At 63.8% G+C, this 25124-nt stretch carries 23 protein-coding genes; 9 read left to right on the plus strand and 14 right to left on the minus strand.

All coding sequences use genetic code 11. From position 1 onward, the window contains the following. Positions 1 to 6 precede the first annotated feature (6 nt). The 4 genes from DCO57_RS07570 to DCO57_RS07585 form a co-directional block, all read right to left on the minus strand. Positions 7 to 951 (minus strand): ABC transporter permease, encoded by a 945-nt coding sequence (locus DCO57_RS07570; protein ID WP_116698277.1) that lies wholly within the window; start codon positions 949 to 951, stop codon positions 7 to 9. Further along, positions 948 to 2030 (minus strand): ABC transporter permease, encoded by a 1083-nt coding sequence (locus tag DCO57_RS07575; protein ID WP_116698278.1) that lies wholly within the window; start codon positions 2028 to 2030, stop codon positions 948 to 950. Before DCO57_RS07575 ends, DCO57_RS07570 begins: the two co-directional genes overlap by 4 nt. After that, positions 2027 to 3574: an ABC transporter ATP-binding protein gene (locus DCO57_RS07580; RefSeq protein WP_116698279.1), complete on the minus strand. Its 1548-nt coding sequence runs from the start codon at positions 3572 to 3574 to the stop codon at positions 2027 to 2029. Before DCO57_RS07580 ends, DCO57_RS07575 begins: the two co-directional genes overlap by 4 nt. A gap of 97 nt (positions 3575 to 3671) precedes the next feature. Continuing rightward, entirely contained in the window at positions 3672 to 4679 is a 1008-nt protein-coding gene (locus tag DCO57_RS07585) for a BMP family protein (protein WP_116698280.1), read from the minus strand. A 435-nt stretch (positions 4680 to 5114) separates the two neighbouring features. On the opposite strand from DCO57_RS07585, the gene DCO57_RS07590 reads away from it, so the two are divergent. The 5 genes from DCO57_RS07590 to DCO57_RS07610 are packed head-to-tail and all read left to right on the plus strand — an operon-like array spanning position 5115 to position 11045. Next, positions 5115 to 5594 (plus strand): formate dehydrogenase subunit gamma, encoded by a 480-nt coding sequence (locus tag DCO57_RS07590; protein WP_116698281.1) that lies wholly within the window; start codon positions 5115 to 5117, stop codon positions 5592 to 5594. Continuing rightward, entirely contained in the window at positions 5591 to 7147 is a 1557-nt protein-coding gene (locus DCO57_RS07595) for an NADH-quinone oxidoreductase subunit NuoF (protein WP_116698282.1), read from the plus strand. The genes DCO57_RS07590 and DCO57_RS07595 overlap by 4 nt, the downstream gene beginning before the upstream one ends. 4 nt (positions 7148 to 7151) lie before the next feature. Then, a complete protein-coding gene (gene fdhF / locus DCO57_RS07600) occupies positions 7152 to 10022 on the plus strand; it encodes a formate dehydrogenase subunit alpha (RefSeq protein WP_116698283.1) in 2871 nt (956 codons plus the stop codon). Between the two features lie 2 nt (positions 10023 to 10024). After that, positions 10025 to 10840 (plus strand): formate dehydrogenase accessory sulfurtransferase FdhD, encoded by an 816-nt coding sequence (gene fdhD / locus DCO57_RS07605; protein WP_116698284.1) that lies wholly within the window; start codon positions 10025 to 10027, stop codon positions 10838 to 10840. Continuing rightward, entirely contained in the window at positions 10830 to 11045 is a 216-nt protein-coding gene (locus tag DCO57_RS07610; RefSeq protein WP_116698285.1) for a formate dehydrogenase subunit delta, read from the plus strand. Before fdhD ends, DCO57_RS07610 begins: the two co-directional genes overlap by 11 nt. Positions 11046 to 11108: 63 nt before the next feature. Here the strand turns inward: DCO57_RS07610 and DCO57_RS07615 are convergent, their stop codons facing one another. Continuing rightward, positions 11109 to 11873 carry a 5-oxoprolinase subunit PxpA gene (locus tag DCO57_RS07615; protein WP_116698459.1) on the minus strand — a complete coding sequence of 255 codons (765 nt, stop codon included), beginning with the start codon at positions 11871 to 11873 and terminating at the stop codon, positions 11109 to 11111. Positions 11874 to 11974: 101 nt separating this feature from the next. Here DCO57_RS07615 and DCO57_RS07620 point away from each other — a divergent pair, with 101 nt between their 5' ends. Beyond that, complete coding sequence (locus DCO57_RS07620) at positions 11975 to 12874, plus strand: LysR family transcriptional regulator (protein WP_116698286.1); 900 nt, start codon at positions 11975 to 11977, stop codon at positions 12872 to 12874. Positions 12875 to 12877: 3 nt separating this feature from the next. On the opposite strand, the gene DCO57_RS07625 is transcribed toward DCO57_RS07620, so the two are convergent. The 4 genes from DCO57_RS07625 to DCO57_RS07640 all read right to left on the minus strand — a co-directional run bounded on the left by DCO57_RS07625 (position 12878) and on the right by DCO57_RS07640 (position 17020). Then, on the minus strand, positions 12878 to 14371 hold the full coding sequence (locus tag DCO57_RS07625; protein ID WP_116698287.1) for a tripartite tricarboxylate transporter permease: 1494 nt from the start codon (positions 14369 to 14371) through the stop codon (positions 12878 to 12880). A 4-nt stretch (positions 14372 to 14375) separates the two neighbouring features. Next, a complete protein-coding gene (locus DCO57_RS07630; RefSeq protein WP_133192638.1) occupies positions 14376 to 14789 on the minus strand; it encodes a hypothetical protein in 414 nt (137 codons plus the stop codon). A gap of 42 nt (positions 14790 to 14831) precedes the next feature. After that, positions 14832 to 15767 carry a tripartite tricarboxylate transporter substrate binding protein gene (locus DCO57_RS07635; protein WP_116698289.1) on the minus strand — a complete coding sequence of 312 codons (936 nt, stop codon included), beginning with the start codon at positions 15765 to 15767 and terminating at the stop codon, positions 14832 to 14834. Between the two features lie 299 nt (positions 15768 to 16066). Further along, the gene (locus DCO57_RS07640) at positions 16067 to 17020 is read right to left on the minus strand and encodes a LysR family transcriptional regulator (protein WP_116698290.1); all 954 of its coding nucleotides are present in this window, start codon (positions 17018 to 17020) and stop codon (positions 16067 to 16069) included. 94 nt (positions 17021 to 17114) lie between these two features. Here DCO57_RS07640 and DCO57_RS07645 point away from each other — a divergent pair, with 94 nt between their 5' ends. Next, complete coding sequence (locus DCO57_RS07645; RefSeq protein ID WP_116698291.1) at positions 17115 to 18122, plus strand: class 1 fructose-bisphosphatase; 1008 nt, start codon at positions 17115 to 17117, stop codon at positions 18120 to 18122. 32 nt (positions 18123 to 18154) lie between these two features. Here the strand turns inward: DCO57_RS07645 and DCO57_RS07650 are convergent, their stop codons facing one another. Next, the gene (locus DCO57_RS07650) at positions 18155 to 19054 is read right to left on the minus strand and encodes a LysR family transcriptional regulator (protein WP_116698292.1); all 900 of its coding nucleotides are present in this window, start codon (positions 19052 to 19054) and stop codon (positions 18155 to 18157) included. Positions 19055 to 19158: 104 nt separating this feature from the next. On the opposite strand from DCO57_RS07650, the gene DCO57_RS07655 reads away from it, so the two are divergent. Beyond that, on the plus strand, positions 19159 to 19449 hold the full coding sequence (locus DCO57_RS07655) for a putative quinol monooxygenase (protein WP_116698293.1): 291 nt from the start codon (positions 19159 to 19161) through the stop codon (positions 19447 to 19449). 98 nt (positions 19450 to 19547) lie between these two features. Then, a complete protein-coding gene (locus tag DCO57_RS07660; RefSeq protein WP_116698294.1) occupies positions 19548 to 20561 on the plus strand; it encodes a zinc-binding alcohol dehydrogenase family protein in 1014 nt (337 codons plus the stop codon). Positions 20562 to 20602: 41 nt separating this feature from the next. On the opposite strand, the gene DCO57_RS07665 is transcribed toward DCO57_RS07660, so the two are convergent. Genes DCO57_RS07665 through soxC form a run of 4 tightly spaced genes read right to left on the minus strand, consistent with a single transcriptional unit; the run spans position 20603 to position 25121 of the window. Further along, positions 20603 to 21880: an NAD(P)/FAD-dependent oxidoreductase gene (locus tag DCO57_RS07665; RefSeq protein ID WP_116698295.1), complete on the minus strand. Its 1278-nt coding sequence runs from the start codon at positions 21878 to 21880 to the stop codon at positions 20603 to 20605. A gap of 51 nt (positions 21881 to 21931) precedes the next feature. Next, complete coding sequence (locus DCO57_RS07670) at positions 21932 to 22690, minus strand: c-type cytochrome (protein ID WP_116698296.1); 759 nt, start codon at positions 22688 to 22690, stop codon at positions 21932 to 21934. 54 nt (positions 22691 to 22744) lie between these two features. Beyond that, entirely contained in the window at positions 22745 to 23863 is a 1119-nt protein-coding gene (locus DCO57_RS07675; protein ID WP_116698297.1) for a c-type cytochrome, read from the minus strand. Next, entirely contained in the window at positions 23847 to 25121 is a 1275-nt protein-coding gene (gene soxC, locus DCO57_RS07680) for a sulfite dehydrogenase (RefSeq protein ID WP_116698298.1), read from the minus strand. The genes DCO57_RS07675 and soxC overlap by 17 nt, the downstream gene beginning before the upstream one ends. Positions 25122 to 25124 lie beyond the last annotated feature (3 nt).

Consider the following 25124-nt stretch of genomic DNA (forward strand, 5'->3'; position numbering starts at 1 on the left):
GTCCTGTCAGCGTTGGCCACGGAAATAGGGAACAAGCAGCGCGCGAGGATAGTCGGCGCGCCGGGCAACGACAATCAGCGCCGCAATGGACAGGAGATAGGGCATCATCAGGAAAACCTGTCCGGGGATGAAGCTGCCGACCTCCGTCTGGAGGCGCACCTGAAAGGCATCGAAGGCTCCGAAGAGCAGCGCGCCGAGCAGTGCCTTGCCGGGCCGCCAGGAGGCGAAAACCGTCAGCGCGATGCAGATCCAGCCCCGGCCATTGACCATGCCGAAGAAAAAGGCGTCGAAGGCAGACATGGTCAGGAAGGCGCCGCCGAGCGCCATGATCGCCGAGCCGGCAACGACCGTGCCCATCCGCAGACCATAGACCGACAGGCCCTGGGACTCGACCGCCGCCGGGTTGTCCCCGACCGCCTGAATGGCGAGCCCCAGCGGGGTCCGGTAGAGCACATAGGCCGTTGCGGCGACCAGGAACAGCGCCAGGAAGGTCAGCGGGGTCTGCTGAAAGAGGGCCGGTCCCAGAAACGGCAGGTCGGACAGGACGGGAATGTCGAGCGGCTGGAAGGCCTCGATGCGCGGCGGCGAGGACACGTCCGGCAGGGCCGTGCGATAGATGAAATAGCTCAGCGAGGTCGCGAACAGGGTCACGCCGATGCCCGACACATGCTGGGACAGGCCGAGCGGCACGGTCAGCACCGCGTGAATGAGACCGAAGAATCCGCCCGCCAGGGCGGCCACCAGAACGCCGCCCCACAGACCGGCACCGAGCCAGACGGCCATCCAGCCAGCCATGGCGCCTGCTGTGAAAATGCCCTCGATGCCGAGGTTGAGCACGCCGGAGCGCTCGCAGATCAGGGCGCCGACGACGCCGAAGATCAGCGGCGTGGCGATCCGGATCGCGGCGGCCCAGAAGCTGGCCGACATGAAGATTTCCAGAATGTCACTCATTTCGCGGACTCCCGGGCGGGTCTGGTGCCGGCAAGGCGGATCCTGAATCTCAGGAACAGGCCGGAGACGAGCACGCTGAGCAGCGATATGGCGACGATCAGGTCGGCCAGATAGTTGGAAACGCCTGTGGCCCGCGACATGGAATCGGCTCCGACGAAGATGCTGGCGATGAAGAGAGCGGCGAAAACGACGCCGATGGGGGACAGGCCGGCCAGCATGGCGACCACGATGCCCGAATATCCGAAGCCGGGCGACAGATCCGCGGTGAGATAGCCTTTCAGGCCGGCCACCTCGCCCACGCCGGCCAGCCCGGCAAGGGCACCGGACAGGAGGCCGACACGGATGAAGGTGGCGGTCACCGGAATGCCCGCATGCCGCGCGGCAGCGGCATTTTCGCCCACCGCACGGATTTCAAATCCCCAGACGGTGCGCTTCAGCAGGAAATACACGCCGAGCGAGGCCGCAAGCGCGATGACGAGACCCCAGTGGATCCGCATCCGGTCCATCAGTTTCGGCAGGGCCGCTTCGTCGAGGATCGGTTCGGACTGGGGCCAGCCCATGCCCATCGGATCCTGCATCGGCCCTTCGAGCATCATCTGCACGAAGAGCAGGATGACGAAATTCAGCAGCAGCGTCGTCACCACCTCATCCACGCCGAGGCGGGTTTTCAGCAGCGTCGGCACCAGCATCACCAGGCCGCCGGCAAGGGCGCCGGCGACGATGACCGCCGGAACCAGAACGAAGGACGGACCGGAAATCAGACCCGTTCCGACGGCCACCGCCGCCAGGGCGCCCGCGTAGAGCTGCCCCTCCGCACCGATGTTCCAGAGCTTGGCGCGGAAGGCGACCGCGGCGGCCAGCCCGGTCAATATGAGCGGCGAGGCCCGGGTCAGCATTTCGGTAAAGGCGAACATCGATCCCCAGGCGCCCTTGATCATCAGGACGTAGGCGTCGAGAACCGAGAGCCCGGCAAACAGCATCGGGATGGCCGCCAGAACGAGGGCGGCAACGGCGGCGGTGACCGAAACGCCGATCGTTCTGGAAACGGCGACCGGGCCTCTGGGTTCGAAACGGATCATTCGGCAGCTTCCATGGTGTGTCCGGCCATGCGCAGGCCGAGGGTGCCCCTGTCGAGGGTTTCGGTCGGCTCGGCGTCGGACAGATGTCCCCGGTGAATCACGGCGATACGGTCGGAAAGGCGCATGAGTTCGTCCAGGTCCTCGGAAATGAGGAGAACACCGGCGCCGCGCGCGCGCGCGGCCAGCAGGCGTCTGTAGACTTCGGATGTCGCCCCGACGTCAAGCCCCCTGGAAGGCTGCGCGGCCAGGACGACCTTCGGCTCGGTCTCCAGGGTGCGTGCCAGAACGATTTTCTGGATGTTTCCGCCCGAAAGGAGCCGGGCCGGACTGTCCTCTCCCTGGCAGCGGATGTCATAGGCATCGATCATCGCCCGCGCCTTTTCGCGCATGGCGGCGAAACGCAGCAGGCCGAAGCGCTGGCAATCCGGCTTGCGGATGGCCTCGATCGCCAGGTTTTCGGACACGGTCATGGCGCCGACGATGCCGTCCCGGTGCCGGTCCTCCGGGATCCGCGCCAGACCCGCATCGATCATCGTGCGGGCATTGGCCTGCGTCAGCGTCCGCTCCCCCAGTCTCATGCTGCCGGCAAAGGGCGTTTCAAGGCCGGAAATCACCCGCGCCAGCATGGTCTGGCCGTTGCCCGACACGCCGGCGATGCCGAGGATCTCGCCGGACCTGAGGTCCAGATTGACGTCCCGGATCGATTCTCGGCTCTCGCCGGCCGACACGCCCGTCAGGATGAACAGCGTATCTCCCGGCGCCCCGGTGCCCCGTACGGTCTCGCTCACTTCGTGCCCGACCATCAGTTCCGCCAGCTGGCGCTGATCGCATTCGGATGTGGGCAGGTCGGCCACTTTGGCGCCGCCCCGCAGCACCGCGATACGGTGGGAGGCGGCCATGACTTCGGCCAGCTTGTGGGAAATGAAGATGATCCCCAGTCCGGCGTCCGCGAGCTTTTTCAGGATCGCGAACAGCGTGTCCGATTCCTGCGGGGTCAGGACCGCCGTGGGCTCGTCCAGCACCAGAACTTTGGCATTGCGGTAAAGGGCTTTCAGGATCTCGACGCGCTGCTTTTCACCGACCGAAAGCTGCGAGACGCGCATGTCCAGGCTCACCGCCAGTCCGGAGCGCGTCATCAGGTCTTCCAGCTTGCGCCGTGCCGGCGCGCGCCGGGATTTCAGCGTCGAGAGTTTTTCGGTGCCGAGCAGGATGTTGTCGAGCACGCTGAGATTCTCGGCCAGGGTGAAATGCTGGTGCACCATGCCGACCCCGGCCTCCAGAGCAGCATGTGGCGATCCCGGCTCCAGAGGGCTCAGATCGCCATCGCCGCGCGACACCAGCACGGATCCCTCGTCGGCGACATAATGGCCGAAGAGAATGTTCATGAGCGTGGTTTTGCCGGCGCCGTTTTCCCCCAGAAGCGCGAGGATCTCGCCCTGCTTCAGGTCGAGACAGACAGCGTCGTTGGCCGTCAGCGCGCCGAAGCGCTTGGTGATGCCGTCCAGTCTCAGCAGGACCGGGGCGTCCTTTGCAGGGAGCGCCATGTAACCTCCGGAAGGATAGGGCCAGGCCCGGGGATACCCCGGTGAGGAAAAGGAGCACCGGCGGCGAACGGCCGCCGGTGCAAACCGGTTCGACCGCTTACATGGTCGATTTCGGTTCGGTGTCGTTCACATTGACACGGAACAGGCCGCCCTTGATTTCCTCTTCCTTGGCTTTCGCCGCCGCCACGGCTTCCGCCGGAGCCAGGCTCTCATCGACGACGAAGCTGCCGCCGCCATAGGACATGAAGCTGAAGGGGCCGTAGTCGGCCGGTTCGAATGCGTCCGACTTCACCGCTTCGATGGCCCGGTCGATCGTCGGCTCCATGTGCCACAGGGCCGACGACAGGATCGTGCCCGGATAGTCGCCGGACGTGTCGATCACGTTGCCGATGGCCAGTATGCCCTTTTCCTTCGCCGCATCCGAAACGCCGAAGCGTTCGGCGTAGAGAATGTCCGCGCCCTTGTCGATCATGGCGAAGGCGGATTCCTTGGCTTTCGGCGGATCGTACCAGGAGTTGATGAAGGTCACGAGGAACTTGACGTCCGGATTGACGGCCGTCGCGCCTTCCATGAAGGCATTCATGAGCCGGTTCACTTCCGGAATGGCGTAGCCGCCGACCATGCCGATGATGTTGGACTTGGTCGTGGCGCCCGCGATCATGCCGGACAGATAGCTCGGCTCGTGGATCCAGTTGTCGAAGACGGCGAAATTCGGCTGCGCCGGACCGAAGGACGAGCCCATCAGGAAGGCGGTTTCGGGATATTCCGCGGCAACCTTGCGGGCCGCCCGCTCCACGGCAAAGGCTTCGCCGACAACCAGGTCCATGCCCTGTTCGGCATATTCGCGCATCACCCGCTCATAGTCGGTGTTGGCGACGTTTTCGGAGAATGTATAGGTGATTTCCCCGCGCTCCTGGGCGGCCTTGAGCGCCTTGTCGATGCGGCTCACCCATTGCTGTTCGACCGGAACGGTGTAGATGGCAGCGACCTTGACCGGGTCTGCGGCCAGGGCCGAAGACAGCGGAAGCCCCACGGTGACTGAAACGGCCAGACCGGCCGACAACAAGGCCCGGCGGGCCCTGGAAAATGGTTTTGATGTGAGCATCTGGATCCCCTGGAAGATATTTTTTTACGGCGGTAGATGATCACAAAATGCGCATGCTCACAAGTTATGCAAGCAGTGAATTCCAAAAAATTGATCAAACGGACAAATCAGCCTGACGCCTCCTCCCGGGCCTGTTGCACCTGGTCCGGCATCCGTCCGGCGGTCTGTCGCTATCAGGCCAGTGGCGGGCGCAGCCGGCCCGGCGAAAGCCTCATTTCCGTGCTAGGATGTGGACCTGGAAATAAAGACGAGGAAAGCCTCTGGCGTCACGGATTGCGGCCCATTCCCGTCAGGCGGGGCAGGCCGGCGCGGCGTTGAAACGGGCCGCCGAAGGGGTTTCGATAGGAATGTGCAATCGCACAACGGCAAGAGGATATTGAACCTGTTTCGTGCACTGTGGCACGGTAGGGTCAAGCGCGACTGAGGGAGAACAGCATGGCTTTGCAAATGCCGGTGCAGGACGTCGCAGAACGGACCGCCGCGATTGCAGATGAGAATTTGCAGCTGGAGGGGCCGCTTCTGCCGATATTGCATGACGTACAGACGGAATTCGGCTGCGTGCCGGAGGCCGCGCTGCGCGTCATTGCGGACAAATTGAACCTCGGCCGGGCCGAAGTGCATGGCGTCATGAGCTTCTACCACGATTTCCGGCAGGCGCCGGCGGGCCGGCATGTGCTGAAGATCTGCCGTGCCGAAGCCTGCCAGTCTCTGGGCGGGGAGGACCTGGCCGATGGCATGCGCAAGGCGCTGGGGATCGACTGGCATGAAACAACGGCCGACGGCCGGGTGACGCTGGAGCCGGTCTATTGTCTCGGCCTGTGTTCCTGCGCACCGGCCGCCATGCTGGATGACGAGATTCACGGTCGGCTGGATGCCTCCGCCCTGGAAGCGATTGTGGAGGGGGCGGAGCGATGACGCCGGTGATCCATGTCCCGCGCGACGCCGCCGCCATCGCGGTGGGAGCCGACCGGGTTGCCGACGCGGTCGCCGCCGAACTCTCGGCCCGTGGACTCGAAGCGAAGCTCGTGCGCAACGGGTCTCGCGGCCTGCATTGGCTGGAACCGCTGGTCGAGGTGAGTTTCGGCGCGCACCGGGTGGCCTACGGTCCCGTGAAGCCCGCCGACGTGGCCGGCCTGTTCGATGCCGGTTTCCTGGAAGGCGGTGCGCATCCGCTGTTTCACGGTGAAACCGAAGAGATTCCGTTTCTGAAGAAGCAGACCCGGCTTACGTTCGCCCGCTGCGGTCTCACCGATCCCCTGTCCCTCGACGATTACCGCCGCAACGGCGGTCTGACCGGGCTGCAGAACGCGCTTGCACTGCAGCCGGCCGAGATCGTGCAGCAGGTCACCGACAGTGGTCTGCGGGGACGCGGCGGCGCGGGGTTTCCGACCGGTATCAAATGGAACACGGTGCTGAAGGCCCCGGGCGCGCAGAAATATATCGTCTGCAATGCCGATGAGGGCGACAGCGGCACCTTTGCCGACCGGATGATCATGGAAGGCGATCCCTTCGTGCTCGTCGAGGGCATGACGATCGCCGGCATCGCGACCGGTGCCACGAAGGGATATCTCTACACCCGCTCCGAATATCCGCACGCGATCGAGGCCATGCGGGCGGCGATCGGGATCGCCCGCAAGACCGGCCTTCTCGGACCGTCGGTCATGGGGTCGCCCCATGCGTTCGACATGGAAGTGCGCGTCGGCGCCGGAGCCTATGTCTGCGGCGAGGAAACCTCGCTGCTCAACAGCCTGGAAGGCAAGCGCGCCGTCGTGCGCGCCAAACCGCCGCTCCCGGCCCTTGAAGGCCTCTTCGGTCGCCCGACAGTGGTCAACAACGTCCTGTCGCTTGCCTCGGTTCCGGTGGTCCTCGAAAAGGGCGCGGCCTTCTACCGCGATTTCGGCATCGGCCGCTCGCGCGGCACCATGCCGATCCAGCTGGCGGGCAACATCCGCCATGGCGGCCTTTACGAGACGGCCTTCGGCATCACGCTCGGTGAACTCGTCAACGATATCGGCGGCGGTACCTTGAGCGGGCGTCCCGTCAAGGCGGTACAGGTGGGCGGGCCTCTCGGCGCCTATTTCCCGCCGGAACTGTTCGACATCCCCTTCGACTACGAGGCGTTCGCTGCGCAGGACGGTCTGATCGGCCATGCGGGCATCGTCGTCTTCGACGATACCGCCGACATGCTCAAGCAGGCACGGTTCGCCATGGAGTTCTGTGCCGTGGAAAGCTGCGGCAAGTGCACACCCTGCCGCATCGGGTCCGTGCGCGGCGTCGAGGTGGTCGACAGGATCGCGAACGGGGACGCACCGGAAGACCAGATCGATCTTCTCAAGGATCTCTGCAACACGATGAAACTGGGGTCGCTTTGCGCGCTCGGCGGGTTCACGCCCTATCCGGTCCTGAGCGCACTGACCCATTTCCCGCAGGACTTCAATCCCAACCCCATAGCCGAGGCGGCGGAGTAGCGACATGTCCCTGATCAAGGAAACCGATTACGGAACACCGGCCGCAACGTCGGAGAACCAGGTCACGCTGACCATCGACGGCTTCGAGGTGAGCGTTCCCGAAGGCACCTCCGTGATGCGGGCGGCCATGGAAACGGGGATCAAGATCCCCAAGCTCTGCGCCACCGACATGGTCGACGCCTTCGGCTCCTGCCGTCTGTGCCTGGTGGAAATCGAGGGCCGGCGGGGAACGCCCTCCTCCTGCACCACGCCGGTGGAAGACGGCATGGTGGTCCAGACCCAGACCGGCCGGCTCAAGGACATCCGCCGCGGCGTGATGGAACTCTATATTTCCGATCATCCGCTCGACTGCCTGACCTGCGCCGCCAACGGCGACTGCGAACTGCAGGACATGGCCGGTGCGGTCGGCCTGCGTGACGTGCGCTACGGCTATGACGGCGACAACCACGTGAAGCAGCGCGACGGCGGCGGCGAGGTCAACGCCCGTTTCATGGCGAAGGACGAAAGCAACCCCTATTTCACCTACGACCCGTCGAAATGCATCGTCTGCTCCCGCTGCGTGCGCGCCTGCGAGGAAGTGCAGGGCACCTTCGCACTGACCATCGAGGGACGCGGTTTCGGATCCCGGGTCTCCCCGGGCATGCATGAGAGCTTTCTGGAGTCCGAATGCGTCTCCTGCGGCGCCTGTGTCCAGGCCTGTCCTACGGCGACCCTGCAGGAAAAATCGGTGATCGAGATCGGTCAGCCCGAACATTCACTCGTCACCACCTGCGCCTATTGCGGTGTCGGCTGTTCCTTCAAGGCGGAAATGCGTGGCCAGGAACTGGTCCGCATGGTGCCTTACAAGGACGGCAAGGCCAATCACGGCCACTCCTGCGTCAAGGGCCGCTTCGCCTATGGCTATGCCACCCACCAGGACCGGATCCTCAATCCGATGATCCGCGAAAAGATCTCCGACCCGTGGCGCGAGGTTTCCTGGGAGGAGGCTCTCGGCTTCGCCGCCTCGAAACTGCGGGCGATCCAGTATGAGCACGGCAAGGAGTCCATCGGCGTCATCACCTCGTCGCGCTGCACGAACGAGGAAACCTATCTGGTCCAGAAACTGGCGCGGGCTGTTTTCCTCAACAACAACACCGACACCTGCGCCCGGGTCTGCCATTCGCCGACCGGTTATGGCCTCGGCCAGACCTTCGGCACCTCCGCCGGGACCCAGGATTTCGACAGTGTCGAACAGGCCGACGTGGTTCTGGTGATCGGCGCCAATCCGACCGACGGCCATCCCGTCTTCGGCTCCCGCCTGAAAAAGCGCCTGCGCGAGGGAGCGAAGCTGATCGTCATCGATCCGCGCCGCATCGATCTCGTCCGCACGCCGCATGTGAGCGCCGCCCATCATCTGGCCCTCAGGCCGGGCACGAATGTCGCCATGGTCACGGCGCTGGCCCATGTGATCGTGACCGAAGGTCTCTTCGACGAGGAGTTCATCCGTACGCGCTGCGACTGGGACGAGTTCCAGGACTATGCCGAATTTGTCGCCGATCCCGCCAACAGCCCGGAGTCGGTCGAAACCCTGACCGGCGTGCCGGCCGAAGAGGTCCGGGCGGCGGCGCGCCTGTATGCCCGCGGCGGCAACGCGGCCATCTATTACGGCCTCGGCGTGACCGAGCACAGTCAGGGCTCCACTGCAGTTATCGGCATCGCCAATCTGGCCATGCTCACCGGCAATATCGGCCGGCCGGGCGTCGGGGTGAATCCGCTGCGCGGCCAGAACAACGTGCAGGGCTCCTGCGACATGGGCTCCTTCCCGCACGAGCTGCCGGGCTACCGCCATGTCAACAACGCCGATGTGCGCGACATCTTCGAACAGGCCTGGGGCGTCAGCATCTCCGACGAACCCGGCCTGCGCATCACCAACATGCTCGACGCGGCCGTCGACGGCACCTTCAGGGGGCTCTACTGCCAGGGCGAGGACATCCTGCAGTCGGATCCGGACACGAAACACGTATCCGCCGGTCTGGCGGCGATGGACTGCGTCATCGTGCATGACCTGTTCCTGAACGAGACCTCCCACTACGCCCATGTCTTCCTGCCGGGGTCGACCTTCCTGGAAAAGGACGGAACCTTCACCAACGCGGAGCGCCGCATCAACCGGGTACGCAAGGTGATGGCGCCGAAAAACGGCTATGCGGACTGGGAGGTGACCCAGCTTCTCGCCAACGCCATGGGGGCGGGCTGGACCTACACCCACCCCTCGCAGATCATGGACGAGATCGCCGCGACGACGCCCAGCTTCGCCAATGTCAGCTACGCGCTGCTGGAGGAAAAGGGCTCGGTCCAGTGGCCTTGCAACGACAGCACCCCCGAGGGATCGCCGATCATGCATGTGGACGGGTTCGTGCGCGGCAAGGGGCGCTTCATCCGCACCGATTACATCGCCACCGACGAGAAGACCGGACCGCGCTTCCCGCTGCTGCTCACCACCGGCCGCATCCTCAGCCAGTACAATGTCGGCGCCCAGACGCGGCGGACGGAGAATGTGGTCTGGCACGACGAGGATGTTCTGGAGATCCACCCCCATGACGCGGAAAACCGCGGCATCAAGGATGGCGACTGGATCAAGCTGGCCAGCCGCTCCGGCGAGACCGCTCTGCGGGCGCGGATCACGGATCGGGTGTCGCCGGGGGTTGTCTATACGACCTTCCACCACCCGGCCACCCAGGCGAATGTCATCACCACCGACTATTCCGACTGGGCGACCAACTGTCCGGAATACAAGGTGACCGCCGTTCAGGTGTCGCCCTCCAACGGGCCGACGGAATGGCAGGAACACTATGAGCAATTCGCTGCGCGGGCGCGCAGGATCGAGGCAGCCGAATAGTCATGAAGACCCACAGCACGTCCTCGGCTGTTTCCTATCGCGACGGCCGCTTCTCGCCGTCCAGCCTGAAGCTGGCCGACGAGGTGCCGGTCGCGGTCAGCTATAACGGCTCGACCCATGCGGTGCTGATGGCGACCCCGTCCGACCTTGAGGACATGGCGGTCGGTTTTTCCCTGTCGGAAGCGATCGTGACTGTGCCCGGGGAGATCGAGGACATCGCGGTGGTCGAACTCGACAACGGCATCGATGTTCAGGTCCGCCTGGCCACGGATGCGACGGAGCGGCTGCGGGAAAGGCGCCGGTCCATCGCCGGTCCCGTCGGCTGCGGATTGTGCGGCATCGAGAGTCTGGACGCGGCCATGCGCGAGATCCGTCCGGTTGCCGCCGAAACCCGCCTCAGGGCCGAAGACGTCGGCGACGCGGTCCGCGCCATGGGCAAGGCCCAGGCGCTCAACCTTCAGACCCGCTCCGTTCACGCCGCTGGCTGGTACCATCCCGAAAAGGGCCTTACGGCAATCCGCGAGGATGTCGGCCGGCACAACGCTCTGGACAAGCTGATCGGCGCAATGAGCCGCTCCGGCACGGATGTTTCCGGCGGCGCCTTCGTGATGACCAGCCGGTTGTCGATCGAACTGATCCAGAAGACCGCCGCCGCCGGCTGCGGGATTCTCATAGCGGTCTCCGCCCCGACCGCACTGGCCGTCTCCGAGGCCCATGGAGCCAATATCACGCTGGTCGCCTGCGCACGCGGCGACAGCTTCGAACTGTTCACGCATCCGCATCGGATCATCGGGAGAAACCTGCAAGATGTCGCCTGAGAAACTGACCTATATGGCCAACCAGATCGCAGGCTTTTTCCGCAGCAAGCCCCACGAGGAAGCCGTGGCCGGCGTCGCGGACCATATCAGCAAGTTCTGGGAACCGCGCATGCGCGCCCAGCTTTTCGACATGCTGGACCGGGCCGTGGACGGGCTGGATCCCCTGGTCCTGGAAGCCGCGCCGAAGATCCGTCCGGTCGATTGAACGTCCCGGGCCAAGGAAAGCACTGACCGCTCACTGATAATGCCGAAGCAGCCGCAGGCCCCCTCAGCGGTGTCCGCTGACCGGAGCCACCGCCAGACCTGCATCTTCCAGAACGGTGCGGACCCGTCCAGCCACGGCCGCTGCGGAAGGCTCGTCCGCATGGATGCAGAAGGTGTCGACGGGCGTGGGCAGCCGGGTCCCGTCATGGGCCAGAAGACATTGCTCCTGCGCCATCACAAGGGCGCGCTGCGCCGCGAGTTCCGGATCCCGGATGACGGCGGAGGATATGCCGCGCGACATGAGCCTGCCGTCCGGGAAATAGTGGCGGTCCGCATAGGCTTCATGGGCGACGGGCAGGCCGGCCCTGACTGCCGCCCGCGTCATTTCCGAAAGGCAGTTGGCGACGAAGATGAGGTCGCGCCCGGCCGCGCGGATTCCCCTGGCAATGGCATCGGCGATCTCGCCGGTATGATGGGCGATGTTGTTGAGCGCGCCATGCGGTTTCACGAAGTCCACGCGGGCGCCATGGCTCGCCGAAAGCGCCTGCAGCGCGCCGATCTGGTAGGTGACCAGATATTCGATCTCGCGCGGATCCATGGCGATCTGCCGCCGGCCGAATCCCTGAAGATCATTGTATCCGGGATGGGCGCCGATGCTGACCCCGTGTTCCAGGGCGAGGCCCACGGTCCGGTACATGACCGCCGGATCCCCCGCATGCATGCCGCAGGCGATATTCGCTGAGCTGATATGAGGCATGACGCTTCCGTCGTCGCCCAGTTTATAGGCGCCGAAGCTTTCACCCATGTCCGCATTTATCGAAATTTTCATTGCCGTGACCATTTTGGAGGCATCGTCTGCAGAATGCTGTTGTGTGTCCAATGCATTTATGCAGACAGTGTTCATGCATGAATTGCATATGAGGTGAATGGATGCTGGAACTGAGAGAATTGCGCAATTTTCTGGTCGTGGCGGAGCGGCTGAATATTTCCAGCGCGGCAGTTGCCGTCAATCTCAGCCAGCCGGCACTGTCACGCCAGATACAGGCCCTGGAGCGCAAGCTCGGTGTTGATCTCTTCGACCGGGTCGGCAAGCGGCTCGTGCTGACAACAGAGGGGGCGGATCTCGCCGCCCAGGCGGCGGAACTGATCGAACGCGCCCAGGACATGATGCAGCATACGGGCCGCAGCGAGCACGAGCACAGCGGCACGCTGCGCATCGGCGCCTCACCCCAGACGATCACCTGGCTGCTGTCTCCGGCCATGGCGCGCTTCCGGGCGTCCTACCCTAGGGTGAGCATGATCGTCAGCGAAGGTCACAATGATGCGCTGATCGAGATGGTCGAGCATGGCGCCGTCCATATGGTGATCGCCAATCTGGGGATCAGCAACATCCTGGTCGGACACCCCCTGTTCAGCGCCCGCCTTCTGGCGGTCCTGCCGCCGGATCATCCGGGCAGGAAGAAGAAGTCCATCACCATGGACGCCATTGCCAATGAGCCCATGATGGTCATGAAACGCGGTTTCCTGACCCGTCACCTGTTCGAACAGGTGACGCTGGCCCATGGGGTGCGCCCGCGGATTCTGCTTGAAAGCGACAGCACCCAGACCCTGGCGGCGCTTGCCCAGGACGGCCACGGCGTTGCCATTGTCTCCTCCTCGGCGCGGGATCTGTCAGCGATCCGCAACGCGGTCCCGATCGTCTCGGACACCTGCCAGACTTCGGCGGAGGTTTCGGCGCTCTGGAACCCCAACCGCTACCGGCCGATGAATATCACCGGCTTCCTTGAGGTCCTCAATGAAGTCGCGGCCGGGCAGCAGGGAGCGGGTTGACCCTTATCGGTCCGTTCCCTTGCGGCCCGGCTTGAGAAACAGGACGATGGCTGCCACGGCGGCGAGCAGGAAGCCCATGGCGATCGGGTGATCGATCACCGCAAGCGGCGAGTGGTTGGTGACAATCAGCGCCTGGCGCAGGGACAGTTCGAACAGCGGTCCGATCACGAAGCCGATCAGGAATGTCACCACGGAATATCCGAAGCGCTGCATGAGGTAGCCCAGAAACCCGAGAGCCAGCATGGCGAACACGGAGAACGCCGTGTCGCGCTCCAGATAGGTCCCGATCACGCAGAACAGCACCACGAAGGGGATGATCAGCCGTGGCGGCACGAGGGTGACACGCGCGAAGAGGGTAAGGCCGAGCCGTCCCACCACGAGCATGGCCAGGCTGGCAACGATCATCGATACATAGATGCCGTAGATCAGACGCGGGTGCTGTTCGAAAACCAGCGGACCCGGCTGGACGCCGTGCAGCATGAAGGCGGACACGAGAATGGCGGCCGAGACGCTGCCGGGAAGACCGATGGCGAACAGCGGTATGAGGCTGGCCGGCAGAACGGCATTGTCCGCCGATTCCGAGGCGGCCACGCCCTTCAGATCGCCCTCGCCGTAGCTATCGCCCGGTCTGGCCAGCCGCTTGTTGATGGCATAGGACAGCAGCGCCCCGATGGTCGGTCCGAGGCCGGGAATGATGCCGGCGGCGATACCGATGCCGGTGCCGCGCAGGGTGACCGGAAAGACCCTTTTGATATCGGAGAAACGCAGGCTCTTGTCCTTTTCGGGCGCGAAACCCGATTTCGCCGCCATCGAGTCCTTCGCCGCGAAGAGCGCCTGTACCTGCACCAGCATTTCCGTGAAGGCCAGCATGCCCACCGTGGCGGCGATAAGCGGGATCCCGTCGAAAAGCTCGATGAACCCGAAGGTCATGCGCGGTGTGGCACTTTCCGGGTCCAGTCCCACCGTCGACAGGAACAGGCCGAGGACGCCCGAGATAATCCCGCGCGACAGGGAGCTCCCCGAAAGGGCGGCGATGAAACTCAGGGCGAATATCATCACGGCGGTCATTTCCACCGGCCCCATCTTGAGGGCGAAGCGCGCCAGCGAGGCGGCAAGCAGAATGAGCACGAAAGTGGCCGCCAGGTCGCCGAAGACGGACGCGTAGAGGGCGGTCTTCAGCGCCCGTGTTCCTTCGCCTTTCTTCGCCAGCGGATAGCCGTCGAAGGTGGTTGCGGTCGAACTGGGCTCACCCGGCGTGTTCAGAAGAATGGCGCCCGTTGCGCCGCCCGCGGCGCTGGCCTTGGTGACACCCACAAGAAAGGCGATGGCAGCAATCGGGGACATGGAATAGGTCAGCGGAACGGCCACCGAAAGGGCGGCCGGACGGCTCAGCCCGGGCAGGACCCCGACGAGGTATCCGAGCAGAATGCCGCCGATCACCGAGACGATCGAGGCCAGGGTCAGCGCATCGGCTGCTCCTTGCAGAAAAATGTCCATGCGGCTAGAGCCCCGACCAGTCGACGAGAAGAAGAATGAGCAATCCGCCTGCGCCTGTCCCGGCAAGCGTGGAGAGGCGCCGCTCTCCGACGGCCAGGCTGGCCAGGAGCACAAGTGCGGTGCCGCCGATCACAAGTCCGGTGAGATCGACCAGAATGACCCCCGCAAGGGCCGCAGCGCCGAGCTGGATCACACCGCGAAGACCGGCCCGTGGAGCTGCGTCCCCGGGACCGGGGCGCATCAGGCCGAACAACAGCGTGACCAGGGACATCAGGGCGATCACCGTGACGCAGACCATCGGCAGCATGCGCGGCGAAAGTCCGAAATTGTCTGTTTCGACAGTGCCCGCTGGAACGATGACGAAGAGCAGCAGAAGGCTGGCGCCGAACACGATCGCGAATTCGGCAAGAGGCCGCATCCGAAGATGCGGCCCCTGTCGGCTGGGGGAGGGCCGGTTCATTTACTCCATTGCCGCCTTGAACTGGTCGCTCTGTGCACGGATCTGCGTTGCGAAGTCGTCGCCCGTGAGAATGAAGCTGCCCATGTTGCGCTTGGCGAGAACATCGAGAAGCGGCTGCGACTTGGCGGCTTCCTCGAAGGCGGCTACGAGCTTGGCTTTCGCTTCTGCGGGAATGCCGAGCGGAGCCAGGTAAACCACCATGTTCACGCTGGACATGTCATATCCGAGACTTTTGAGCGTCGGTGCGTCTTCGAAACCGGGAACCGGATCCGTGCCCAGGCCTGCAAGCACCATCAGTTCGCCGGCCTTGGCCTGCGGATAATAGGTGCCCGAGCTGTAGGCGAAATCCACATGCCCGCCGAGAACCTCGGCCACGGCTTCGGCACCGCCTTTGGTCGGAACCGGTTTCAGAACAACGCCTTCCTTCTCGGAAATGGCTTTCATCACCACCCGGTCGAGGGAGGTTGTCGATGCGTAGGTCAATCCGTCGGGAGCATCCTTGGCCGCCGCAACAACATCCGAGAAATCCGTCCAGCCGCGGGACGGCAGCGCCACAAGCGCCTCGGGGAACACACCGAAGGCACCGATAAACTCGAAATCGTCGATGCCGAAGCTGACGTTGGACGTATGCGGATCGAAGGAAATGGTCGTGGAAATGGCTGCCGCGAGATTGTAGCCGTCTGCCGGCTTCGCCTTCAGGGCGGTCAGGGCCAGACCGCCACCGGCACCGGGCTGGTTCTCGACGACGACCGGCTCGCCGAGGGCTGCCGACAGGGCGTCGGAAGCGGCGCGGGTGATGGTGTCGACGCCGCCGCCGGGGCCGAAGCCAACGGTGATGGTGACTTCCTTCTCCGGGAACTCGGCTGCTGCGGGGCTCGCCAGGATGGCGAGCGCCAGGCTGGCCTGGGCGAGTGTCTTGGGAATTGATCTGATCATTGTCAGCTCCTGTGTTGCGCGGTTTTGCGTGGCTCTACTAAATGAAAACAGCGCATCCTTATGCTGTCCAATGCATTTTGAGACTATGTATTAATGCGTTTCATGCATGGATGGCAGTCGGCCTCGCCGAGCCCGGCAGCAGGAAGAATTGACCACGGCCATCCGGACCGGAGTATTTGCAAGATCATCGGGTACCCGCGTGACTTCGTCAATTCGCGGAAGAAACAATGGGCGGGGAGTGACCGGGAACTGGTCTGCCGGCCCCGGAAAGCCGCTCTTTCGCAAGAACCGGTCTGTCCTCACCCCTGGTCTTTCAGCAGCGCACGGATGTCCCTTTGGGCAAGAAACTGCGGACCGTTGCCGCGAATGAAATCGAGAACCGTGTCCAGGGCCGGATTCGGCCGCAGGTCGGCGCGGTGCAGCACGAACCAGTGGCGGATGATCGGCATGTTGTCCGCCTTGACCAGGCGGAGCCGCCCCGATTTCAGCTCCTCCAGGACAGTGTTGATCGAAATGAGCGCGATGCCGAGCCCGGCAATCACGGCCTGCTTCACGGATTCATTCGACTCCATTTCCGTAAAGCGGAACGGCTGGCCTTCGCCGAGCTGCTCCAGGAAACGGATTGTCAGCAGGCGTGTGCCCGAGCCCGGTTCGCGCAGGATGAAGTGTTCGGCGAAGAGCTCGGCAGGCAGCGCGCGGGATCCTTGCGCCAGGGGATGGTCCGGCGGAGCGATCAGCACATGCGGGTGATCGCCCATGCTGTAGGCGGTGACCTCCGGCTGGCGGGGCGGCCGCCCCATGATCGCCAGATCGGTCTTGCCGGCGGCAAGGTCGGCAATGGTCCGGTCGCGATTGCCGAATTGCAGCACGACTTCTATGTCCGGGTACGTCTTCTTCAGGCCGGCGACGATCGAGGGCGCGAAATATTTGCCGGTGCCGATGACGCCCAGAACGACCCGCCCGGCCATGCCGTTCTTCATGGCCTCGATCCGGTCGACAGCCTTGGCCAGGGAGGATTGCGTGGTTTCGAAGGCCTCCAGGAGCGCTGCGCCGGCAGGCGTCGCTTCGAAGCGTTCGCCCCGTGACCGGTTGACCAGGGCGCATCCGAACTGTTCTTCCAGAACCCTGAGCTGGGAGTGGACCGCGGGCGGCGTCAGGCCGAGCAGATCGGCGGACTGGCTGATACTGCCGGTCCCGACGATGGCATCCAGGGCCCGCAATTGCTTGAGCGTGATCGCGTTCAGGATCGTCATTCAACAAAATCTAATTTATTTTCTGAATTATTAAATTTCATTAATGCCCAAACATGAGAGAATCAAGCCGACTTCACACCGATCAGAGGCCTTGATGACCCGGAAAACAGAAATCATATCGCCCGACCGTGTTCCGGCGCCTCTCTACCCCGCCATAGCCGCGATGTGCCGGGTCGCCCGTGACCTGTCGCGGACCATTGCCATGGGGCCTCTGGCCGGAGCGCTCGGCGCGAGCGTCGGCAGCAACCTCGGAGGCGACACGCAAAAGGCCCTCGATGTCGAGGCCGACGATGCATTCGCCGCCGCGCTGGAACGCACCGGCATCCGCTGGTATGCGTCGGAAGAGCAGGACGATCCCGTGGAGATCGACGCCGATGGCACGCTGGCGCTGGCGATAGACCCGCTCGACGGCTCCTCCAACATCGATGTGAATGTGTCCATCGGCACGATCTTTTCGGTCTTCGAGACAAAACCCGATGCCGAGGCGTCATTCCTGCGCCCGGCCTCGGAGCAGATTGCCGCCGGCTATTTCATCTTCGGGCCCCAGACCGCATTGATCGTGACCTTCGGCTCAGGCGTGCTGCACTATGTTCTCGATCCGGTGGAGCAGATCTACACGCTGGTGAACGACCATTTCTCCATTTCCTCCCAAGCCAGCGAATTCGCCATCAACGCCTCCAACTACCGGCACTGGTCGAAGCCCATCCGCGCCTATATCGACGATTGTCTGGCAGGGGTGGAAGGGCCGCGCGACAAGAACTTCAACATGCGCTGGGTCGCCTCTCTCGTTGCCGAAACACACCGCATTCTCAACCGGGGCGGGATCTTCCTGTATCCGGGTGACGGGCGGCCCGGCTATGAACACGGCCGTCTGCGCATGGTCTACGAATGCGCGCCGATCGCTTTTCTGGTGGAACAGGCCGGCGGCCATGCAACCACGGGAACCGAGCGGATTCTCGACCAGAGCGCCCGCAGTCTTCATGTCCGCATCCCCTTCGTCTTCGGCTCCGCCGACAAGGTCGACCGGGTGGTCGCCTATCATGATCTGCCCGATGAGGAAGTCTCGGCCCGTTTCGGGTCGCGCGGCCTGTTCAGCAGCTGAGGCCGCCTGCCCCCGCCCGCGCGGCCGGTGTTTCAGGCCCCGGTCCCGACCCTGGTCATCGCGGTGCTCAATGCATCGGCCAGTGCGCGCACGCGACGAGGCTGGGCGCGGCCGGGCGGGAACATCATCTGGAGAGGATTGGGCGGTGCCGCATGCGCCTCGAGCAGGGCGACAAGCTTTCCGGATTTCAGGTCGGGCGCCACGTCCAGTTCCGATTTCAGGATGATCCCGTGCCCCTCCACGGCCCATTGCCGCACCAGGGAGCCGTCATTCACGATCTTGTTGCCGCGCACGGTGACCGTGCGGGTCTTTTTCCCCGACCCGAAACGCCAGACATTGTCCAGGGTCGTGCCGAACCGCATGACGAGGCAATTGTGCCGCGCCAGGTCGGCGGGCTGCTGCGGCGCGCCATGAGCATCGATATAGGACGGCGCGGCGCAGACGATCCGGCGGAAGTGCCCCAGATTGCGGATCCGCAGGGTGCTGTCCGTGACCGTGCCGAAGCGCAAGGCCAGATCGAAGCCCTGACCGACGATGTCGACATAGCCGTCGGACAGGGACAACTCTATCGAGATTGCCGGATGCTGTTTTGTGAAGGCTGAAATCACGTCCGAGACGGTGCTGCGGCCAAGATCGACCGGCGCACTGACCCGGATCGGCCCGGACAGGGTCTCCGCTCCGTGACGGATGCGCGCCTCGAGGTCATCCATTTCGCCCAGCACGACCTTGGCCCCGGCGAGCAGCGTGCGCCCTTCGTCTGTCAGGCTCAGGGAGCGCGTCGTCCGGTTGAAGAGAACGACGCCGTAATGGGCTTCGAGAGCGGCAAGCCGTTCGGACACCGTCGTTGCGGACAGGCCGGCCTCCCGTCCCGCCGCGACAAGGCTGCCTTTTTCGGCGATGATCAGAAACAGGCGGATGTTGTCGATCAACATTGTACGGAAATTCCGGATTATCATTGCGAGTGGAGCGTGTTTATCCGGAAAAGCCTTGCCTGTATATCCGGGTCATCGGACTAGCCCTTCAAAGGAACACACCCATGTCGAAACTCACCGTCGTCGCCAACATCCACGCCAGGCCGGATCAGATCGAGCTGGTGAAAGCCGAGCTTCTGAAGCTGATCCCGATCACGCGGGCCGAAAAAGGCTGCATCGGCTACGACCTGCATCAGGACAACGAAGATCCGGCGCATTTCATGTTTTACGAAAACTGGGAAAGCCGTGAAATCTGGCAGGAACACATGAATGCTCCGCATCTGGCGGCGTATATGGCTGCAACCGACGGAGCCATTGCCGAGTTCACACTCAACGAAATGACTCAGATCGACTGACAACAGGCAGGCAGAGCACCTCAGCCGATCAGGCGCCCGGAGCATATGCCGGTGCCGCCAAGGCGCGGCTGCACTGAAATCAAAAGAGGATAAAACCCATGAAAGCCGTAGGATATCTGGCGCCCGGCCCCATCACCCGCGAAGATGCCTTGCTGGATCTGGAAATCGACAAACCCGCTGCCACCGGCCATGATATTCTCGTCAGGGTCGAAGCCGTTTCCGTGAATCCGGTCGATACCAAAATACGCACGAACCGCCCGGCAGACGGCGACACACCGGCAATTCTCGGCTGGGATGCCGTTGGCGAAGTGGCCGGGGTCGGTGACAAGGCCGGCCGGTTCCAGGTGGGCGACAAGGTCTGGTATGCGGGTGCGATCAACCGTCCCGGCACAAACGCCGAATTCCACCTCGTCGACGAACGCATCGTCGGCCATGCGCCGAAGTCCATTTCGACAGCTTCCGCAGCAGCCCTGCCGCTGACGACACTGACCGCGCAGGAAATGATCTTCGACCGCCTGCGGGTTACCGATCCGGTGCCTGGCGCGGCCAATGCCATCGTCATTATCGGCGGTGCGGGCGGCGTTGGCTCCATCGCGATCCAGCTCCTGCGCGCCCAGACGGATCTGACCGTCATCGCGACCGCCTCCCGTCCCGAGACCCGGGAGTGGGTGAAGGGCCTGGGCGCACACCACGTCGTCGACCATTCCAGGCCGCTGCCCGAACAGATCGCCGCGCTGGGGATCGGCGCGCCGGCCTTCGTGTTCTCGACCAACTACTCGGACACCTATGTGCCGCAGATCGCCGAATTCATCGCCCCTCAGGGCCGCTTCGGCCTGATCGACGATCCGGAAGACCTCAGCATCATGCCGTTCAAGGCAAAGGCGGTTTCCATACATTGGGAACTGATGTTCACCCGCTCCCTGTTCTCCACGCCGGACATCGCGCGCCAGGGCGAGATTCTGGACAAGGTGGCCGGTCTGATCGATGCGGGAAAGATCCGCTCGACCGCCACCGAGACCTACGGCAGCATCAACGCTGAAAACCTCAAACGTGCCCATGCCCTGATCGAAAGCGGCAAGGCGAAAGGCAAGATCGTTCTGGAAGGCTTTTAGGATCCGTTTCCCGCGGCCGTCACCGGCGGCCGCGGGAAAGATCAGGCGCCGAAGATATCGGCGGTGATACCCTTGTACCAGCCGACGGATTCCTCATAGGTCGCCTGGCGTAGCGCTGCGTCTTCCCCGGTCTGGCTGATGAAGCTGCCGGTCGAGGCGATCTTCTCCCCGGTCGGGGCATATTGGGCGCCGACCTTCACGCCATCGTTCGTTTCGATCAGACTCCAGCAGGTGTTGGAATATTTCGCCGGAAAGACCTTCGACCCGGTCAGCTCTCCCCGGATGACCATGGCCGCGACCTTCGCCTGGCTGTTGGCCGAAAATCCCGATTTGGGCATGTCTCCGGCAATCGATGCATCTCCGATGACGAAGATGTTCCCGTCGACCTGTGAGCGCATGGACGCCGGATCGATCGGGCAGAAGCCGCTGTCGTTCGTCAGCCCGGCGCTGGCGGCGATACTGCCCGCCTTCTGGGCCGGAATGACATTGACCAGGTCGCCCCGGAAGGTGTCGAGATCCGTTTCCACCTCTCCGGTCTGCGGATTGACACCGGTGATGCCACCGTGAACGTCCGGTCCGTACCACTCGATCATCCCCGGATAATATGTCTCCCACCCTTCGGCAAACAGGGCCTGCTTGGAGAATTTCGGCTTCGGGTCGATGATCACGATCCTGCAGTCGGTGTAGCCCTTTTCCTTGAAGAGATGCGCCATCATGGAGGCTCGCTCGTAAGGGCCCGGCGGGCAGCGGTAGGGGTTGGGCGGGGTGACCATCACCACCTGCTGGCCGTTTTCGATCGCGTCCAGCCCGGCTTTCAGGAGCTTCGTCTGCGGACCGGCCTTCCAGGCATGCGGCATGATCCCGGCGGCCTCTTGCGAATAACCGGGCACGCTGTCGTAGATCAGATCGATGCCGGGCGCGACGATCAGCCTGTCGTAGGGAACCCTGGACCCGTCGGCCATCACGACCTCCCTGGCTTCGCGGTCGATCGCGTCGGCGCGCCCGTTGACGACCGTTATGCCGTAGTTGGCGGCAAGCGTGTCGTAGCCGTGGGTGAGGGACTCGAAACTGCGGTATCCGCCCAGATAGAGGTTGGAAAAGAAACAGGTGGTGTAGCGCGGATTGGCCTCGATCAGCGTGACGTCCAGATCCTCGCCGGCGTCCTTGGCCATGTAGCGCGCCGCGGTGGCCCCGCCCGCGCCGCCGCCGATCACGACGGCCCTGGGTTTGCCTTGCGCCCTGGCATAATGGGGCATGGCCAGTGTGGTGGCTCCGGCCCCCATCATCAGCGCGAACGTCCGGCGTGAAATATCTGACATGTTCAGTCTCCCCAGATGTGCAGCGGACGGCGGCCTCTTTCGCCAAAGGGGCTATTGCGGATCGAGTGTTCCGAAATAGGCCGCAAGCGCTGCTATTTCCTCGTTGCCGAGATTGGTTGTCATGTTCTGCATGACCTGATGCGTGCGGACATTCGTCTTGTATTCGAACAGCGCCCGGATGAAGGCCTGGCCGGGCCAGCCGACGATCGACGGGATGCCGTCCGCCCGGCCGGATATCTGGTGGCAGGTCACGCATTCGCTGGAAAGATATTCGCCATATTCCGGATCGCCTTCCAGCCGCATCGCGGCCGCGCCGATTTCCGCGCGCACCTGTGTGCCCGCCTGCGGGTCCGCTGCCGGGGCTTCCCGGGACAGCGCCTTCAGATAGGCGATGAGGTCGACCCGGTCCTGTCTTTCGCGCATGCCGAGAAAGGACATGCGGGTGCCGGGAACATAGGCGCGCGGTTTTTCAAGATAGCGATCGAGGGTCACGGCGTCCCAGACAAGCCCGTCCGTGCCGCGGGTCTTCATGGCGCCGGAATACTTGAACCCCTCGAGCACGCCCGCCTGACGGCCGAACAATCCGTCCAGATGTGGCCCGACACCGTTCCGGGCTTCCGCACCGACCTGGTGGCAGCCCTTGCAGGCCCTGAACAGGACCTCGCCCCGGGCCGGATCACCCGCCTGCGCCCGGGCGGGCGGCGCATGGGACAGAAGGGCAGGGAGCACCGCAAGCAGCACAAAGCGCTTCAGCGTCACTCTCCTGCCCGAGAGCCTTGTGGCACGTCGCAACGTGTCGGCTCCGCCCATTGCGGGTCTCCCTGTTACGGTCCCGGGTCAGGGGGATGTCATGTGTTCCCGACCCTAGTCCACGCCGCCCATGCCGGCGGCATCGTTGTCGTCGACGGATCCCGGTGTCACGTCCAGTATCTGGGCGTGCATGGTGATCTCGACGGGACTGTCCTTGCAATCGCTCATGCAGGGGTCGCCCTTGTCGGCGTAATGCGGTTCCTCTGCCCGGTCGTCGGCAATGAAGTTCTCTTCATTCGGCAGCCGGATTTCCGTGAAATTCTCGTTAGAGAGTTCGAAATCCTCATCCTCGACGATATCGTTCAGATAAAGGAGATACGCGGTGATGGCATAAACGTCGTCGTCGGACAACGACCGGGCGTTGCCGTAGGGCATTGCCCGCCGCACGTAGTCGTAGACGGTCGACAGATAGGGCCAGTAGGAGCCGATGGTCTTTTCCGGGCGCTCGTCGGTCAGCGTGTCCTGACCTCCGGCCAGAACCGGCCAGCGGCCGACGCCTTCGCCGAAGTCGCCGTGGCAGACCGCGCAATTGTCCGTATAGAGCACTTCCCCGTCGGCAACCGTTCCCGATCCCTGGGGAAGACCCATGCCGTCCGGGCGGACATCGATGTCCCAGGCGGCGATCTCATCTTCCGTCGCGACCCTGCCGAGACCGAAGACCCCGCCGTCCCGCGTGGCGGACACCGGTGCGGGAGCGGAGGCGGCTTCCGCGGTCTGGACCTCGCCCTCAGCCGGCTCCGGTTCCGCCGACCCCTGCTGTTCTTCCGCTGCCGGAGCGCTGCTGGAGAAGGTTGCCAGATAGGCAATCACATTCTCCAGATCCTTTTCCTTCTTCAGCCCGGCAAAGGCCATCTTCGTACCCTTGATCATGGCCCTTGGCTTTTCCAGATAGGTGGTCAGCGTGGCGTCGTCCCACACGAGCCCATCGTCGCCTGCGCTGATCATGGCCTTGGAATACTTGTAGTCCTCAAGGGTTCCCGCGGCGCGTCCGAACACCTCGTTCAGCTGCGGGCCGACCTTGTTCTTCGCGTTTTCGCCGACCGCGTGGCAGGCCGCGCATTTCTTGAAGACCTTCGCACCCTTGTCGGGATCGCCGGCCAGGGCGCCACCGGCGAGAACCGGCAGGGCCGCGAGGGAAACGCCAAGGCTGAGAACTTTAAGAAACTTCGACATTTTCCACCGTCCCGTCTGCTTTGACATGCCAGGTCTGGATACCGTTGTTGTGATAGATGGAATTCTCGCCGCGGGCGGCGCGCAATTCGGTCTTTGTGGGCTGGAAATAGCCGCTTTCGTCCATGGCGCGGGACTGGATCAGAAGATCGGAACCGTCCCAGTCGATGTCGAGATAGAAGCGGTGCATCGCCTTGGACAGGCTCGGCCCGTCCAGCCGGGCGGTCTTCCAGTTGCGTCCGCCATCGATGGAGACGTCGACCCGGGTGATCCGGCCGTTGCCGGACCAGGCGACGCCGGAAATGACCAGCGGCCCCTTGCCATGGGTGATCGGGGCCTGCGGGCTCGGATTGGTGACAACCGACTTGGCGTCCATCACCCAGGTGAACCGGCGGGCCTTGCCGCTTTCCAGAAGGTCGGTGTACTTGGAGGTTTCCTCACGCTGGTGCCAGGGCTCGTCACCGACTTCGATGCGGCGCAGCCACTTGACCCACATGTTGCCTTCCCAGCCCGGCACCACGAGGCGCAAGGGATAGCCCTGTTCCGGCCGCAGGGCCTCGCCGTTCATCTTGAAGGCGACGAGGCAGTCGTCCAGGGCCTTTTCCATCGGGATCGACCGGGTCATGGCCGAGGCATCGGCCCCTTCCGGCATCACCCATTTGCCGTTGGTCTTGATGCCGGCCTCTTCCAGGATCAGTTTCAGCGGCACGCCCGTATACATCACGCAATGGACCATGCCGTGCGTATACTGGCAGCCGTTGAGCTGCGATCCGCGCCATTCCATGCCGGAATTGGCGGCGCATTCCAGGAAATAGACCCGGTTTTCCCGCGGGAACCGTTTCAGGTCCTCCATGGTGAAGACCAGCGGCGTGTCGACCAGCCCGTTGATCATCAGCCGATGATCCGCCGGGTTGATCTCCGCGATGCCGCCGTGGTGACGCTCGAAGCACAATCCGTTCGGCGTGATGATGCCGTCAAGATCCTGCAGCGGCGTGAAATTGACCGAACTTTCCGTCGAGGCCGTCAGCCACTCCACGTCGCGGCGCACCACATGCGCCTCGAATTCCGATGGTGTGCCGTAGGGACGCGACTGCACCCCTTCGCCGAGATAGCGGTTCCAGTCCTGAACCTCGGTTATCAGCGGATCTCCGCCGGCGTGCGCTGCTCCCGCCGCGCCTGCCGCCACACCGGTGGCAAGCCCGGCCTTCAGAAGTGTCCGGCGGGACAGGTTCGGCGATTGAGAAACGGTCTCGTCATTCATGAC

The organism is Labrenzia sp. 011 (assembly GCF_003075075.1).
Lineage (GTDB): Bacteria > Pseudomonadota > Alphaproteobacteria > Rhizobiales > Stappiaceae > Roseibium.

Coding starts and splice junctions, on each gene's coding strand:
- DCO57_RS07570 (WP_116698277.1), bottom strand. CDS start 951: ATGAGTGACATTCTGGAAATCTTCATGTCGGCCAGCTTCTGGGCCGCC.
- DCO57_RS07575 (WP_116698278.1), bottom strand. CDS start 2,030: ATGATCCGTTTCGAACCCAGAGGCCCGGTCGCCGTTTCCAGAACGATC.
- DCO57_RS07580 (WP_116698279.1), bottom strand. CDS start 3,574: ATGGCGCTCCCTGCAAAGGACGCCCCGGTCCTGCTGAGACTGGACGGC.
- DCO57_RS07585 (WP_116698280.1), bottom strand. CDS start 4,679: ATGCTCACATCAAAACCATTTTCCAGGGCCCGCCGGGCCTTGTTGTCG.
- DCO57_RS07590 (WP_116698281.1), top strand. CDS start 5,115: ATGGCTTTGCAAATGCCGGTGCAGGACGTCGCAGAACGGACCGCCGCG.
- DCO57_RS07595 (WP_116698282.1), top strand. CDS start 5,591: ATGACGCCGGTGATCCATGTCCCGCGCGACGCCGCCGCCATCGCGGTG.
- fdhF (WP_116698283.1), top strand. CDS start 7,152: ATGTCCCTGATCAAGGAAACCGATTACGGAACACCGGCCGCAACGTCG.
- fdhD (WP_116698284.1), top strand. CDS start 10,025: ATGAAGACCCACAGCACGTCCTCGGCTGTTTCCTATCGCGACGGCCGC.
- DCO57_RS07610 (WP_116698285.1), top strand. CDS start 10,830: ATGTCGCCTGAGAAACTGACCTATATGGCCAACCAGATCGCAGGCTTT.
- DCO57_RS07615 (WP_116698459.1), bottom strand. CDS start 11,873: ATGAAAATTTCGATAAATGCGGACATGGGTGAAAGCTTCGGCGCCTAT.
- DCO57_RS07620 (WP_116698286.1), top strand. CDS start 11,975: ATGCTGGAACTGAGAGAATTGCGCAATTTTCTGGTCGTGGCGGAGCGG.
- DCO57_RS07625 (WP_116698287.1), bottom strand. CDS start 14,371: ATGGACATTTTTCTGCAAGGAGCAGCCGATGCGCTGACCCTGGCCTCG.
- DCO57_RS07630 (WP_133192638.1), bottom strand. CDS start 14,789: ATGCGGCCTCTTGCCGAATTCGCGATCGTGTTCGGCGCCAGCCTTCTG.
- DCO57_RS07635 (WP_116698289.1), bottom strand. CDS start 15,767: ATGATCAGATCAATTCCCAAGACACTCGCCCAGGCCAGCCTGGCGCTC.
- DCO57_RS07640 (WP_116698290.1), bottom strand. CDS start 17,020: ATGACGATCCTGAACGCGATCACGCTCAAGCAATTGCGGGCCCTGGAT.
- DCO57_RS07645 (WP_116698291.1), top strand. CDS start 17,115: ATGACCCGGAAAACAGAAATCATATCGCCCGACCGTGTTCCGGCGCCT.
- DCO57_RS07650 (WP_116698292.1), bottom strand. CDS start 19,054: ATGTTGATCGACAACATCCGCCTGTTTCTGATCATCGCCGAAAAAGGC.
- DCO57_RS07655 (WP_116698293.1), top strand. CDS start 19,159: ATGTCGAAACTCACCGTCGTCGCCAACATCCACGCCAGGCCGGATCAG.
- DCO57_RS07660 (WP_116698294.1), top strand. CDS start 19,548: ATGAAAGCCGTAGGATATCTGGCGCCCGGCCCCATCACCCGCGAAGAT.
- DCO57_RS07665 (WP_116698295.1), bottom strand. CDS start 21,880: ATGTCAGATATTTCACGCCGGACGTTCGCGCTGATGATGGGGGCCGGA.
- DCO57_RS07670 (WP_116698296.1), bottom strand. CDS start 22,690: ATGGGCGGAGCCGACACGTTGCGACGTGCCACAAGGCTCTCGGGCAGG.
- DCO57_RS07675 (WP_116698297.1), bottom strand. CDS start 23,863: ATGTCGAAGTTTCTTAAAGTTCTCAGCCTTGGCGTTTCCCTCGCGGCC.
- soxC (WP_116698298.1), bottom strand. CDS start 25,121: ATGAATGACGAGACCGTTTCTCAATCGCCGAACCTGTCCCGCCGGACA.